The following is a 13,289-nucleotide window of genomic DNA, read 5'->3' as shown; positions in this document are numbered from 1 at the left end:
GCCGGGGCTCGCGCCGCTCTCATGAGGCGTACGCGGCAACGCCGTTCGTCTGTGAACCGGTTCCGCCGACGGCGGTCGATCAACGTTCAGTAAACGAATACACGTCCGGACAAGCCCTGTCGCAGGCCGCTGCAATTACCGGAAACGGATCTTCTCCCCGGCGCCGAAGGAATTCAGATTCTTCGAACCGGGCCGGGTTGCAGCAAGTGGCAAGCGTCCGGGGCGGGCGGGAATTCCGTCCGTAGCATCACGTCGAGCAGACCCATGACCACGACAAAGACAGGGAATACCCCTATGACCGACGCCATGGAGAAGCAGGCAACCTGCCCCGTCGCCCCGCGCGGCTGGCCCAACCCTCTTCTGCCTGAGTACGACCAGGTGCCGGCGGGACGTCCGCTGACCCAGGTGACCATGCCGTCGGGCAGCAAGGCGTGGCTGGTCTCGCAGCACGACCACATCCAGCGGCTGCTGGCGGACAACCGGTTCAGCGTGGAGCCGCACCCCACGTTCCCCATCAGGTTCCCCGCGCCGCAGGAACTGCTGGACATGATCGCCCGCGACTCGAAGAACCTGCTGGTGACCATGGACCCGCCGCGGCACACCCGCGTGCGTCAGATGGCGCTGCCGGACTTCACCATCAAGGCCGTCGAGAAGCTGCGCCCCGGGGTGCAGGCGCTCATCGACCACTACCTGGACGCGATGGAGACCGCCGGCGGTCCCACCGACCTGGTCCAGGCGCTGGCCCTGCCGCTGCCGGCCCAGGTGATCTGCGAGCTGGCCGGCATACCCGAGTCCGAGCGGGAGGTGTTCACCCGCAACGCCGCGATCATGGTGGGCACGCGGCACTCGTACACCATGGACGAGAAGATGGCCGCCAACAACGAGCTGATGGCGTACTTCGCGACCCTGGTGACCGAGAAGCGGCAGAACCCCACCGACGACATGCTCGGCAACTTCATCACCCGGGCCGGAAAGACCGACGAGTTCGACCACCACGGTCTGACGCTGATGACGAAGATGCTGCTGCTCGCGGGTTACGAGTTCATCGTGAACCGCATCGCGCTCGGCACCCAGACGCTCCTGGACCACCCGGAGCAGCTCAAGGCGCTCCAGGCCGATCCCGCGGGGCTCATGCCGAAGACCGTGAACGAGGTGCTGCGCTACTTCAGCCTCGTCGACGAGGTCCTCGCCCGGGTGGCGCTGGCCGATGTGGAGATCGACGGTGTGACCATCAAGGAGGGCGAGGGCATCCTCGTGCTCAAGGGTCTCGGCGACCGCGACCCGTCCAAGTACGCGGACCCGGACGCGTTCGACATCCACCGCGACTCGCGGGACCACCTCGCCTTCGGCTACGGCGTCCACCAGTGCCTCGGCCAGCACGTCGCGCGGCTGATGATGGAGCTCTGCTTCACCTCGCTCTTCGCCCGGTTCCCCGGGCTGCACGTGGTGGAGTCCGACGAGCCGATCGAGCTCATCGACGGGCTGCCGCCGGTCCACAAGCTCGTGGTCGGCTGGTGAGCGCGATGAAGGTACATGTGGACCGTGACCGCTGCATCGGAGCCGGACTGTGCGTGATGAGCGCACCCGCGATCTTCGACCAGCGGGAGGAGGACGGCCTGGTGGTCCTGCTGAACGACAGCCCTTCGGACGCCGACGCCGAGCACACGCGCAAGCTCGTCGAACACATCTGTCCGTCGAAGGCCATCCGCTTCACCGACGGCTGAGAGCCCCTCGGGTCCCACCTCCCGGAGCCGATCCCGCGGGTCCGCTGCCGCACCCGCGGCACCGGGCCCGCCGCCCTGCCCGTACCGCACCCCTTCGGGGCGTCGACCAGAGTGGACCGCACACATGACACGACCCAGCAGCTGGAAGGTCCTCAACGCGGGCCAGGGCGGTGACCTCGTCCTCGCCGTCGACTTCGCGACCACGGGGCGTTCCGACTCCAGCTTCTCCGACCTCGCCCCGCTGCTCGACCCGCGGCTCACGGTCTGGGAGACCCGTCAGCCGGACACCGGCAGCGCGATGTCCGCGCGGGACTACATCGCGCTGTGGGCCCGGGAGGCCGAGGACAGCGGCCGCACGGTCCGGGCGGTGCTCGGCTACTGCGCGGGCAGCGTCTTCGCCGGTGAGCTGGCCGCCGGGATCGCCGGGCGGCAGGCCGAGCCGCCGCGCCTGGTGGTCTTCGACCCCGAGGTGCCCACCCCGGACGGCCTGGACCGGGACTTCGCCGCCATGATGGGCCAGTTCGCCTCGGTGCTCTCCGCCGACGAGGTGAGCGCCGCCCGGCGGGCCGCGGCGGCCGCGCGGACGAGCACCCCCGACTTCGCCGCCTTCGGCGACGAACTGGTGCGGATCTTCCGGGAGCAGGCCGGCGCCGCGTTCGCCCGCGAGGAGCTGGACACCGACCTGCTGGAGGAGTTCGCCGCCGTCTTCCGGTCGTTCGTGTCGTACCTGGACGCGGCGCGGCAGATCGACCCGGCCGCCGCCTGGCGCACCGCCACGGCGGTCGGCTCCCGGCAGCCGTCCGAGGGCGCCCTGCTGGCCGCACGGTCCGTGGACATCCCCGTCGACCACGTGGACATCCTGCGCAGCCGTCTGACGGCGGACGCCGTCGGGGAGATCCTCACGGGCGCCGCCGCGACCTGACCGATGACGGGAAACGGCCCGCCCCCGCGGTCCGGGAGATGTTCTCCCGGACCGCGGGGGCGGGCCTCTCCGTCCACCCGGCGGGCTCTCAGAACGCCCCGGCCGTCCGCCGGTCGACCTGTGTGCGCGGCCTGCTCGAACCGATGAGCGCGCCGACCGTCATGACGCAGCGGTCCCCGTCCCAGGTCTGCCCGGACACGAAGACGTTGTTGGCCATCAGCCGGTCGATACGGGCCACATGGCGCAGCACCGCCCCCGGCCGGACCTCCCCGGCGAACCGGCAGTGCCGGAAGGCCGCGGCCACCGGCACGCCCTCGGCGGTGCCCGTCGCCAGCCACAGGAGCACCGAGGACTGCCCGAAGGACTCCAGCATCAGCGCCCTGGGGAACATGTACCGCGACAGCGGCAGACCGTCGGCCATCGACGCGTAGCAGGGCTCGGAGCCGGAGACGGCCTTGACCGTCGTGATCTCCCGGCCCGGCCGGAAGGACTCGACCCGGTCCACCAGGAGCATGGGGTGCCGTACGGGCAGCCGGTCCAGGATCTCCGTGTAGTCCGGTCCGCACACGGCGGCCGGCGCGGGAGCGTGCTCGCCCTCCGCCGCCAGCGACGCCCCGGCCGGCCCGGCGTCGCCGAGCACCACCTTCACCGCCACGACCGGGGTGCCGTCCTGCCGCACCCCGTCGGCGGTGACCCGCCACCGCCCCGCGCCGTCCTCGCCCGCCGTGACGTCCAGGCAAATCTCGTCGCCGCCCTGCATGGGCGCCAGCCACCGGCCGGACACGACCTCCACCAGGTTCAGCGGTTCCCCGGCGCCGAGCAGACCCGTCACCGCCTGCCGGATCCCTTCGAGCACGAACACGGCGGGCAGCAGCGTGAGTCCGGGGAAGTGCCCGGACATGTAGGGGTCCTCGGGATCGACGGTCTTGAACACCCGGAAGCGGTGCTCGGGTGCGCCCCGGAGCACTTCCAGCCGGTCGACCGCGCGCAGCGGTGTCGCGAAGGTCCGGGGTGCCCCGTCCGGCGGGGCGGTCCGGGGCACGGCCGTGCCGGTCACACGAACCACACCTGGTCGTACTCCGGCCAGCGGACCGCCAGGTCCGCCGAGGCGATGCAGGTGACTCCGGGCACCAACCGGTCCTTGGAGACGCCGAGTCGGTCCAGGGCCTCCTCGTCCACGAAGACCTCGAAGCCGGCGGCGATCAGATCGCGCACGGAGCCGCGGTAGTCCGGCAGCGTGTCCAGGACCATCGAGCCGATCGTCACGGACGGGACGTAGACGCTCTCCTCGACAGCCATCGTCACCGTCGCGCCGCGCAGCGCCAGATCCACCCGCTCGAACTGGCCGTGCAGATCGAGCAGTCCGTACAGCGGGTGGAAGAACTGGACCTCGACGGCGCCCCGGTAGGCGCGGTCGATGACGCAGAGCACGCGCTCGCGGGGCTTCGCCCCCTGGGTGGTGGTCATCAGGCTCCCCCGAGGTAGAGCGTCTGCCGGGCACCGGCCATGGTTCCCGCCAGCCGGAGCGGTGACCGGTGCCGCACCTGCGGGATGTGGTGGGTCGCGCCGCGTTCCTCGCTGCACGCCGTGCACGCGATCCACGCGAAGCGGCCGCCGCTGTCGGCGGTCAGCCGCCGGACGATCGCGGCGGAGGAGGGGTAATGCCCCTCGGGGTCACGGGTGTTCGGCAGCTTGGTGTCGCCGAAGGTGTCCTGGGTGAGCATGTTGGCGTAGCCGCAGGCCCAGACCCGTACCGAGCCGCCGTTGTCAAGGACCGCGTGCGAGAGCCGCAGCGCGGAGGTCACCACGTCACCGGAGTGCGGGGCGGCCGTCAGGATGAGCAGCAGGTCCCACATCCGGCGTTTCATCGGGGTCCCCATCAGTGCCACACACCTCTGCAGTCGTCCTCGGCCAGTGCCGCCGCGACGGTCCCCATGCCGGCGAGTCTCACGTGCGGCGACAGCTTCGTGCCGCCGAGCGCGCGCTGCGCCGCCGAGAAGTCGTCCACGAGGATCTCGACCCCGGCTTCGGCGAGCCGCTCGATCTCGGGCGCTCCGGTGCCCGCAGCACTGAGCACACCGTCCTCGACGAGATAGACCCGGACACGGTGGCCCGCCGCGGCGAGCGCCGCGGCGTCCAGCAGGAAGGTGCCCGCGTTCGGCCCCGCCCAGTTCCCCTTGCTCTCGATCAGGAAATAGGAGACGGCATTCCCGCCGGTGTCCGGCGAACCGGCCGGCCGCGTGTCCATCAACCGGCCAGCTTCCTGCTGAGCAGGCCACAGATATCGGGAAACGTACGGAGCTGTACGAGCTCCTCCTCGGGAATCCTGATCTCGTAGCGCTGTTCCAGCGTGACCGCGAGTTCCAGTGCCACCACCGAGTCGACCCCGAGTTCCTCGATGAAGAGGGCATCGTCGGTCAGCGCCGAGGATTCGACGTCCAGGGTGTCCGCCACCAGCTCCCGGAGCTCCGACGTGTTCAGCGCGCTTTCGACACTCACCGGATTCCCTTTCTTTTAGGGCTATGCACATGGAATTCGCGGTGTTCCGCGCCCATCACTTCCGGACAGCCCTTACGGTGCCGGATTCTCGCGCCGATGGTATTGCAGGGCCATGACGGGCGAGGAGGTATGCGAGTGATTACTGCAGGTACTTGCAAGCACGGCCGCCGCGCCTCTTTACCAAAGGCACCCTGATCCGTATCGGTCAATTGTTTTCGCATGTTCCAGGAAGCGAGGTGCACCGGTGACGGTGGTGATCACGGGGCTGGGAGCGGTCACCTGCTTCGGCGCCGGAGTGGACAGGCTGTGGGACGGTCTGCTGCGCGCCGACCGGCTGCCGGTGCCCGCTCCGGACGCCTGCGGTCTGCCGGAGCACCCGCGTCTGTACGCGGCGGCCGTGCCCGCGGGGAGCCGTGACGAGCAGGGCGGCGATCCGCCCGGCCGGACCGCCGCCCTGCTCGTCACGGCCGTGGCGGAGGCCGTCGCCGAGGCCGGGCTGACCCGCGAGGACCTGTCCGACGCGGGCCTGACCGTCGGCACCTCGCTCGGCGACATCGACCTGGCGGAGGGACCCGGCTCCCCCGGCCGCCCGCTCGCCACGCACCGTGTGGCCGCCGTGGTCGCCGGCCGCTTCGGGATCGGCGGGCCCGGCCACACCCTCTCGACGGCCTGTTCCGCCGGGACCTACGCGGTGAGCTGGGGCGCCGAGCTGATCGGGACCGGGCAGGCCGATATCGTCATCGCCTGCGGCGGCGACGCCTTCTCGCGGGTCGCGGTCGGCACACTGCACCGGTTCGGGCTGCTGGACCCCGAGTGCTGCCGCCCCTTCGACACGGACCGCGCGGGCATGGTCACCGGTGAGGGCGCGGCCGCCGTGGTGCTGGAGTCGGCCGAGTCCGCCCGGCGCCGGGGCGTCACCGCGCAGGCGGTACTCGCCGGGCAGGGCTGGAGCTGCGACGCCCACCACCCGATGGCCCCGGAGCCGTCCGGCGAGCAGCTGAGCCGGTCGGTCGCCCAGGCCCTCGCCACCACCACCGGCACCCCCGGGGCCGTGGTGCTGCACCGCGCCGGGGTGGCGCTCAACGACTCCGTGGAGAGCACCGCCATCAGCGAGGCCGTGGCCGCCGCCGGGGGCGACGCCGGAAGGATCGCCGGATACGCGCCGAAGGCCGTGATGGGCCACACCGCGGGCGCCGCGGGGGTCTTCGGCTGTGTGATCGCGGCCCGGATCCTGCGCCACGGACTGGTTCCGCCGAACGCCCATGTCGCCACCGTCGACCCCGCGTCACCGATGGCGGTCCCCCTGAACGCGCCGGTCGCGCTGGACCGGCCGTCCGTGCTGGTGAGCGGGACCGGTTTCGGGGGCAACAACGCCGTGCTCGCCTGGGAGGCCGCCGGATGAACATCCTGATCACCTCCGCGGGCGCCGTCGCCCAGGAACCCCCGGCCGCCGGGGCGGACGGGGAAGGGGCCGACGCGCCCTGGTTCGATCCCGCCGGACATCTCGGCCGGCGTGGATGGAAGTACTTCAGTCCGGCCACCCGCTACCTCCTGGCGGCCGGCAACCGGGCACTCGGCAGGCGCCACGACGACCCGCCCCTCACCGGCCGGCCGAGCCTGCGCCTCGGTGTGGTCACCGGAACCCAGTACGCGATCGCCCATGTGCACCGGCGGATGGACGGCATCCTGCGCACCGAGGGCGTACGGGGCATCAGCCCGGCCGAGGTGCCCGGCTTCTCGATGAGCACCCCCGGCAGCCAGCTGGCCATCACCGCCGGCGCCCGCGCGTTCTCCGTCACCCTGACCAACCCGGTCACCGCGGGCCTGGAGGCGGTGCACTTCGCGGTGACCGCGCTGCGTACCGGCCGGGCCGACCGGGTGGTGGCCGCGGCCACCGACCGGGCGCCCACCGGGGACGGCCGCGGCGGCCAGTACGACGCCGCCGCCGCGGTCGTCCTCTCGGCGGCGGCACCGGACGTGGCCGGCCCGGCCACCGCTCTCGCCGGGATCACCGGCGGGCTCTCCCGGTTCGTCCCCCGGGGCATCGACGGCTCCTGGGACCCGGCCGCGCTGCTGGTGACCGGCAGACGGCTCGCGGCCCTGGCCGACGGCCCCGCCGGGACGGACGGCGTGCGGGTGGTCGTCAGCGCACCCGCCGGCGCCGCGGAATTCGGCGCCGCGGTCCTCGACGCCGTCGGGGCGGCCCGCGGTCCCGTACGCGCGCCGGACGGGGCGCTCGTCGAGGCCCGGCACTGCTCGGTGTCGGGGATGCTGGAGCTGATCGCGCTGGCACGGTCGGGGGGACCCGCGCTGCTGATATCCGTATCGGAGTCCGGGCATCTCACCGCCATAGCACTCGACGGTCCCGCCCGAACCCGATTTCACAAAACCAGTGAAAAGCACATACCGCAATAAGCGGGTAGAAACTTTGACCGTGGATCATGGCTCGGATATTGTGCCCGCATGACAGTAATGGTGGCTCAGCCGACCTCACGACTGCTCAAGATACGCAGAATCGCCGGATACGGAACCGCCACCGCGGTCATGCCGTACATGCTGATCAAAATTGCCTGGACGTTCGGTCTCTTTCTTCCGACCGAGGAAATGGGCGAGGCGGACTGGCGTGCCATCAATGGGACGACGGCGGTTCTCGCCGCGGTGGGCATCCTGCTGGCGGTGGCGTTCATGCGCCCCTGGGGCGAGCGGCTTCCCGCCTGGCTGATCACCCTGCCGGTATGGGTGGGCACCGGCCTGCTCGTGCCCATGCTGGTGCTGGCGCCGATCCTCGGCCCGGCCGCCATGTCCCGGGACGAACAGGCGGACTCCTCCACCGACCTCTGGGTCTACGAGCAGGTCTTCGTCATGATCTCGCTGGTGGGCGTCGGCATCGGACTCCCCCTCGCCCTGGCCGGATACGCCAGGGCACGCTGGCCGGAGGCGCTGAGCGGTCCGGTCGACTGCGGGGACGCGCCGGGAGGCACCCGGGCGTTGCAGACGACCGTGGCCCGGCTGCTCGCCGCCGGCTGCGCCGTGCTCGGCGTCATCAAGCTGTTCTGGGCGGCCGGCGGTACGGCCGGGCTCGACGCCGGCAGCCTGGTCCACCGCGACATGTGGTGGCATCTGCTGTCGCTGAGCACCGGTGTCTGGGCCTTCGCCGGGGCCTGGGGCCTGCTGGTACTGACGAGCCGTCGGGGAGCGAAGAAGTTCCTGCCTCCCATGGCGGCGGCCTGGATCTCCTCGGGCATGCTCTTCTCGTACAGCCTCTACAGCCTGCTCACCAATCTCGGCACGAAGCGGCCCGCCCCGGAGAACGAACTGTCGCACCTGCTGACCGGCCAGCTCGGCACGGTCCTGGGCGTGCTCATGGGAATGGTCATCCTGCTGGTGCTCCACGACCGCAGGCGCGCTCTGGCCGAGGCGGCCTGAGGCGCACGGGACGAGCACGCCCGAGGAGCGCCGCACCGGTCATTCCGGTGCGGCGCTCCTCGTCATGGTCCGGGGCGCGGGGATACGGGACGGCCCTCAGGGCCCGGCCGGGGCGGACCGGCCGCACCAGTCCGGCATCCTGGACCACAGGTCCGCCCGGTAGAAGTGCCCGCCCGGAAGCTCGAACGCCTCGAAAGGACCGTCCGCGAGGGACCTCCAGCCCCGCTCCACCTCGGTGAAGGCCTCGCTGTCCTCGGATCCGTACAGCACCCGCAACGGCACCGACACCCGGGTGCCCTCCACGAAGCGGTAGGACTCCGACACGGTGAGGTCCGCGCGGAGCAGTTCCACCGCGAGTTCACGGAGATCCGGTTCATTGGCCACCACCGCGGACATCTGCCCGAACTCACGCATCCAGGCGACGAGATCGTCGTCGCTGTCGCGCGAGCGGGGCACATCGGTGCGCTCCTGGCGCCTGTGCGGTGCCACCCCGCCGGAGACGACGAGCGCCGAGGGCGGGGCGATACCGAGGCGTTCGAGCTGGGCCGCGGTCTCGAAGGCCATCCAGGAACCCATGCTGTGGCCGAACAGCGTGTACGGCCGGCCCGCGAGACCGCGTACGGCGTCGGCCACGTCGTCCCGCAGGGACACCCAGTCCCGGGCGAACGGCGTCCCGAAGCGCGCCTCCCGGCCCGGATAGCAGACCAGCGCCAACTCGGTGTCCTCCGGCACCACTTCGGCCCAGCGACGGAACGGCGCGGTGCCTCCGCCGCAGTAGCTCAGGCACACCAGCACCCGGTCCGCCCACGGGCGTGGCCGGGGCCGGTGGACCGCGGCGGCGGAAAGCGTCTGCATGGTCATCCTCTCCGGCCACCCACCGCCTACTTGGCGTCGGCCATCTGACGCACCAGGCTCAGCGGGCGCATGTCGGTCCAGTTCTCCTCGACGTAGTCCAGGCACGACTGCCGGGTGTCCTGTCCGTGCCGCACGGTCCAGCCCGCGGGGACCTCGGCGAAGGCGGGCCACAACGAGTACTGGCCTTCCTCATTGACCAGGACGTAGTAGCTGGCGTCGTTGTCCTCGAAGGGATTTGTGCTCATCGCTGTCTCTCCAACGTGTTCGGCATGCGGCGGTATCCGCCCGGCCGGAAATCACCGGACGGCTGATCCATGAAAGGGCCACGCCCATCGGGCGCACGGCGGGACTTCGCGGACACGGCCCGGGAATGCCCCTCAGGCGGTGTTCTGCCGGGCCATCGGCACGACGGCGCCGGCGGACGGAACGGCCGCCTCGGTGTCCTCGCCGCCGCGCAGGTTGCGGATGTTGTCGATCAGCATCACCACGGCCTGCGCGGAGGACAGGATCATCCGTCCGTCGCCGGTCAGCCGTGCGCCGCTGGGGTGCCGGGTGAACAGCTTGAAGCCGAGGGACCGCTCCAGGCACTTGATCTGATACGTGATCGCAGGCTGGGAGTACCCCAGTTGCCGTGCGGCGGCATCCATCCGCCCGGTTTCCGCGATCGAAACGAATGCTCTGAACTCACGCTCGTGCATCACACCTCGTATCTGGCCGACACCGCGGCTGAAATCCTGATGGCCAAGGACGCCGTACAAAAACCCTACAGACAGCGAAGGGGCTCCCCGGCGCCCCTTTCAGGAAGCTGCACGGGACGGCCCCGGGCACGGGAATCGGCACCGGAAAGGGGCGGGAAAAGGTGGGGGAAACCGGTGCCGGAAAAGGATGCGGGAATCAGGGCCGGCGGTGAACAGCGCGCGGAACGACAGCGCCGCCCGTCCCCCCGGCACTGCGGCCGGGGGGACGGGCGGCGGGCCGCGCGGGCCGGGCTACTGGCTCCGGGCGGTGACGAGGGAGTCGGAACCCTGCTCGGGTGCCGGCCGGGCCCCGTCGTCCCCAGGCGTGTCGTGACGGTTCCCCGGCCACCAGGCGGGCCGTCCCACGAGCGTGGTGATCGCCGGGACCAGGAGAATCGCCATCACGAAGGCGCTCAGCATGATGCCGAACGCGACCGCGAAGCCCATCTGCTTCAGCATGGAGTTGTCGGCGAGCATCAGCACCCCGAACGTACCGGCGAGGATCACCGCGGCGGCGCTGATGGTGGGAGCGGACTGCGTGACGGCCAGCCGGACGGCCTCCGCCGGCTCCTTGCCGCTCCGGATCTCCTCACGCAGCCGGGCCACCATCAGGATGTTGTAGTCCGTTCCGATGGCGACCACGAAGAGATAGACGATGACGGGCAGCATGAACAGCAGCCCGTTCGAGCCGTCCTGGAACAGCCAGACGGTCGCGCCCAGCGTCCCGCCGAAGCCCAGGCCGACCGAGATCATCAGGTACACCGGCGCGATGAAGCTGCGCAGCATCAGCCCGAGGATGACCATGATCGCCACGGCTGCCACCGGGAAGACCAGCTTGTAGTCACGGTTCACGGCGGTCTGGACGTCCGCGAGCACGGCCGTGCTGCCGCCGACGTACTGCTTCGTGCCCTTCGGCGCCGCGCTGTGCACCGTGTCCCGCAGCTCACCTCCGACCAGGCTCAGCGCCTCGTCGGCGGAGGGGCGGAAGTCGAGCACGACGCTGTACTGCGCGACATCGCCCTTCGGGCTGACCAGGGGCGGGGACACCGTGTCCACACCGTCGACGTCCGCCAGCTTCGCGCCGTACGCGGTGAGTTCGCCCTGGTCGAGCGCGCCGCCGGTGGACTTCACGTAGACGGACGTCGGGTCGGACTGCCCCGCGGAGAAGCCGCGCTGGAGCTCCTCCATCGCCTGGACGGACTCCAGGTTGCCGGGGAGGGAGCTCTCGGTGTCGTACTCCGCCTTGAAGCCGAGCACGCCCAGGGCCATCACGACCAGCAGGCCACCGGAGACGGCGGCGATGAGGGCGGGCTTGCGCGCGGCGAAGCTCCCGACGCGTCCCGAGAGCGCGTTCCTGGGCTGCGTACGCCACGCCTTCGACGGCCAGAACGCCTTGATGCCCAGCAGGGAGAAGACCGCCGGCACGAGCGTGAGCGCGGCGATCAGGGTGACGGCGACGGCGATGCCCAGCGACATGCCCATGCTGCTGAGCATGCCCATGGAGGACAGCAGCAGCGAGAGGAACGCGGCGATGACGACACCGGCCGCGGACGCGATGGTCTCGCCGACCTTGCCGGCGGCCGAGGCCAGTGCCTCCTTGGGCTGCTGCCCTTCGCGCAGATGCTCGCGGTACCGGAACAGCAGGAAGAGCGTGTAGTCCGTACCGACGCCGAACAGCACCACGATGAGGATGGCGGAGATGGAGGCGGGCGCCTCCAGGCCGGCCAGTTCGCTGGCGGTCGCGATGACCCCCATGGTCACCATGAAGACGACCCCGATGATGAGGACGGGCATCAGGGCGATGACCGGGCTGCGGAAGATGGCGAGCAGCAGCACGATGATCAGTACCAGGGTGGCCATCATGACCATGGCGTCGGTGCTGTCCGATGCCTCCTGCGAGTCCAGCACCGTGGCGGACGCGCCGGTGAACGCCAGCGTCAGTGTGTCGTCCGGCAGTTGACCGGCGGCCTCGGTCCGCAGCTTGCCGACGGATTCGACCAGCGTCTCGTCGTGCGGCGTCTTCGTGGACGCGAACACATGGATGAGACTGATCCTCCCGTCCGGCGAGAGCGCCTTCGGGTCCGCCACGACCTCGGTGATCTTGTCGAACTTCTTGCTCTGGAGTCCGGCCGCGACCTCACCGGCGGCCTTCTTGTCGGCCTCGGTCAGTTCGCCGCCGTCCTTGCGCTGGACGACGCCGATGGCCATCGGCTGGCGGCTCTGCGGGAAGGCCTCCTGCTGGATCTGCGCGGCCTGCACCGACTCGTAGTGCGACGGGAGGAATTCCGCCTGGTCGTTCGTCGGCTTCAACTGCGGTGCCAGCGCGATCAGGGCGGCGGTGGCCACCAGCCAGAGAGCGATGACCAACCATGGGCGGTTCACCGAGAACCGCCCGATTCCTTGGAACATGACATTCCTCCACGTCGTGACCTGCGACTTCGGCTACCGCCGAGTACCTGTACTTGGACCGCCACGTTCCGCAAGGCGGTGACCGGGTTCAAGGAGCCGTGCAGCTACCTGCATCCGCCCCTCAGCGCCCTCCCCGCCAGGAGACCCGCGGCGAGGGCGGGGCCTCCGCCCGGCGCCACTGAGCCGGCGTCGGTGCGCCCGACCCGGCCGGTCCGGAACCCTGGAGCGCGGCGAGAACCACCGCGACCGCCGCCGCCAGTTCCTCGGGGGTCGGGCAGCCGTGGACCACTCTCAGCAGGGACCCGTCCTGCCCGGTCGCGGTACTCACGCGGGCTGGTTGCCGTGCTTGCGCGACGGCAGCTCGGCGTGCTTGAGGCGCAGCATCTCCAGGGAGCGGATCAGCAGCTCCCTGGTCCCGGCCGGGTCGATGACGTCGTCGACGAGACCGCGCTCCGCGGCGTAGTAGGGGTGCATCAGCTCGGTCTTGTACTCCTTGACCAGCTGTCCGCGCAGCCCCTCGGGGTCGTGGGACTCGGCGATCCGGCGGCGGAAGATGACGTTGGCGGCACCTTCGGCGCCCATCACGGCGATCTCGTTGGTGGGCCAGGCGTAGGTGAGGTCTGCGCCGATGGACTGGCTGTCCATGACGATGTAGGCGCCTCCGTAGGCCTTGCGCAGGATCAGCGAGATCCTGGGCACGGTGGCGTTGCAGTACGC

Annotated in this window: 17 protein-coding genes; 6 read left to right on the top strand and 11 right to left on the bottom strand. The window is 70.8% G+C overall.

The features are described 5' to 3' along the window. Positions 1-294 precede the first annotated feature (294 nt). From ACIGJO_RS30535 to ACIGJO_RS30525, 3 genes are all read left to right on the top strand, one after another. Positions 295-1,518, top strand: a complete 1,224-nt coding sequence (locus tag ACIGJO_RS30535; RefSeq protein WP_399963679.1) for a cytochrome P450 — start codon at positions 295-297, stop codon at positions 1,516-1,518. A 5-nt stretch (positions 1,519-1,523) separates the two neighbouring features. Continuing rightward, positions 1,524-1,724 (top strand): ferredoxin, encoded by a 201-nt coding sequence (locus ACIGJO_RS30530; RefSeq protein WP_399963677.1) that lies wholly within the window; start codon positions 1,524-1,526, stop codon positions 1,722-1,724. A gap of 124 nt (positions 1,725-1,848) precedes the next feature. Then, positions 1,849-2,646: a hypothetical protein gene (locus ACIGJO_RS30525; RefSeq protein ID WP_399963675.1), complete on the top strand. Its 798-nt coding sequence runs from the start codon at positions 1,849-1,851 to the stop codon at positions 2,644-2,646. A gap of 88 nt (positions 2,647-2,734) precedes the next feature. On the opposite strand, the gene ACIGJO_RS30520 is transcribed toward ACIGJO_RS30525, so the two are convergent. Genes ACIGJO_RS30520 through ACIGJO_RS30500 form a run of 5 tightly spaced genes read right to left on the bottom strand, consistent with a single transcriptional unit; the run spans position 2,735 to position 5,145 of the window. Further along, complete coding sequence (locus ACIGJO_RS30520) at positions 2,735-3,703, bottom strand: hypothetical protein (RefSeq protein ID WP_399963673.1); 969 nt, start codon at positions 3,701-3,703, stop codon at positions 2,735-2,737. After that, positions 3,700-4,113, bottom strand: a complete 414-nt coding sequence (locus ACIGJO_RS30515) for a hypothetical protein (RefSeq protein WP_399963671.1) — start codon at positions 4,111-4,113, stop codon at positions 3,700-3,702. The genes ACIGJO_RS30520 and ACIGJO_RS30515 overlap by 4 nt, the downstream gene beginning before the upstream one ends. Beyond that, positions 4,113-4,526, bottom strand: a complete 414-nt coding sequence (locus tag ACIGJO_RS30510) for a hypothetical protein (protein WP_399963669.1) — start codon at positions 4,524-4,526, stop codon at positions 4,113-4,115. Before ACIGJO_RS30510 ends, ACIGJO_RS30515 begins: the two co-directional genes overlap by 1 nt. Beyond that, positions 4,526-4,894, bottom strand: coding sequence for a DsrE family protein (locus ACIGJO_RS30505; RefSeq protein WP_399963667.1), 369 nt, complete (start codon positions 4,892-4,894; stop codon positions 4,526-4,528). Before ACIGJO_RS30505 ends, ACIGJO_RS30510 begins: the two co-directional genes overlap by 1 nt. Beyond that, positions 4,894-5,145 carry an acyl carrier protein gene (locus tag ACIGJO_RS30500; protein ID WP_399963665.1) on the bottom strand — a complete coding sequence of 84 codons (252 nt, stop codon included), beginning with the start codon at positions 5,143-5,145 and terminating at the stop codon, positions 4,894-4,896. The genes ACIGJO_RS30505 and ACIGJO_RS30500 overlap by 1 nt, the downstream gene beginning before the upstream one ends. 244 nt (positions 5,146-5,389) lie before the next feature. Here ACIGJO_RS30500 and ACIGJO_RS30495 point away from each other — a divergent pair, with 244 nt between their 5' ends. From ACIGJO_RS30495 to ACIGJO_RS30485, 3 genes are read left to right on the top strand one after another with little or no spacing between them, the layout of a single operon-like run. Further along, complete coding sequence (locus ACIGJO_RS30495) at positions 5,390-6,547, top strand: beta-ketoacyl synthase N-terminal-like domain-containing protein (protein ID WP_399963662.1); 1,158 nt, start codon at positions 5,390-5,392, stop codon at positions 6,545-6,547. Next, positions 6,544-7,560 carry a beta-ketoacyl synthase N-terminal-like domain-containing protein gene (locus ACIGJO_RS30490; RefSeq protein ID WP_399963660.1) on the top strand — a complete coding sequence of 339 codons (1,017 nt, stop codon included), beginning with the start codon at positions 6,544-6,546 and terminating at the stop codon, positions 7,558-7,560. Before ACIGJO_RS30495 ends, ACIGJO_RS30490 begins: the two co-directional genes overlap by 4 nt. A 48-nt stretch (positions 7,561-7,608) precedes the next feature. Beyond that, on the top strand, positions 7,609-8,571 hold the full coding sequence (locus ACIGJO_RS30485; protein WP_399963658.1) for a hypothetical protein: 963 nt from the start codon (positions 7,609-7,611) through the stop codon (positions 8,569-8,571). Between the two features lie 96 nt (positions 8,572-8,667). Here the strand turns inward: ACIGJO_RS30485 and ACIGJO_RS30480 are convergent, their stop codons facing one another. From ACIGJO_RS30480 to ACIGJO_RS30455, 6 genes are all read right to left on the bottom strand, one after another. Next, entirely contained in the window at positions 8,668-9,426 is a 759-nt protein-coding gene (locus tag ACIGJO_RS30480) for a thioesterase II family protein (protein ID WP_399963655.1), read from the bottom strand. Positions 9,427-9,452: 26 nt separating this feature from the next. Beyond that, on the bottom strand, positions 9,453-9,671 hold the full coding sequence (locus ACIGJO_RS30475; protein WP_399963652.1) for an MbtH family protein: 219 nt from the start codon (positions 9,669-9,671) through the stop codon (positions 9,453-9,455). 132 nt (positions 9,672-9,803) lie between these two features. Next, the gene (locus ACIGJO_RS30470; protein ID WP_399963650.1) at positions 9,804-10,073 is read right to left on the bottom strand and encodes a LysR family transcriptional regulator; all 270 of its coding nucleotides are present in this window, start codon (positions 10,071-10,073) and stop codon (positions 9,804-9,806) included. Positions 10,074-10,415: 342 nt separating this feature from the next. After that, on the bottom strand, positions 10,416-12,572 hold the full coding sequence (locus ACIGJO_RS30465; protein WP_399963648.1) for an MMPL family transporter: 2,157 nt from the start codon (positions 12,570-12,572) through the stop codon (positions 10,416-10,418). A gap of 121 nt (positions 12,573-12,693) precedes the next feature. Beyond that, positions 12,694-12,870: an acyl-CoA carboxylase epsilon subunit gene (locus tag ACIGJO_RS30460; RefSeq protein ID WP_399963799.1), complete on the bottom strand. Its 177-nt coding sequence runs from the start codon at positions 12,868-12,870 to the stop codon at positions 12,694-12,696. Positions 12,871-12,896: 26 nt separating this feature from the next. Continuing rightward, a partial coding sequence (locus ACIGJO_RS30455; RefSeq protein ID WP_399963646.1) for a carboxyl transferase domain-containing protein occupies positions 12,897-13,289 on the bottom strand: 393 nt, incomplete at its 5' end.

Origin of the sequence: Streptomyces sp. NPDC079020 (assembly GCF_044542225.1) — a bacterium.
Taxonomy (GTDB): Bacteria; Actinomycetota; Actinomycetes; order Streptomycetales; family Streptomycetaceae; genus Streptomyces.
Note: the sequence above shows the minus strand (reverse complement) of the source record. Positions and strands in the feature narration are given on the sequence as shown.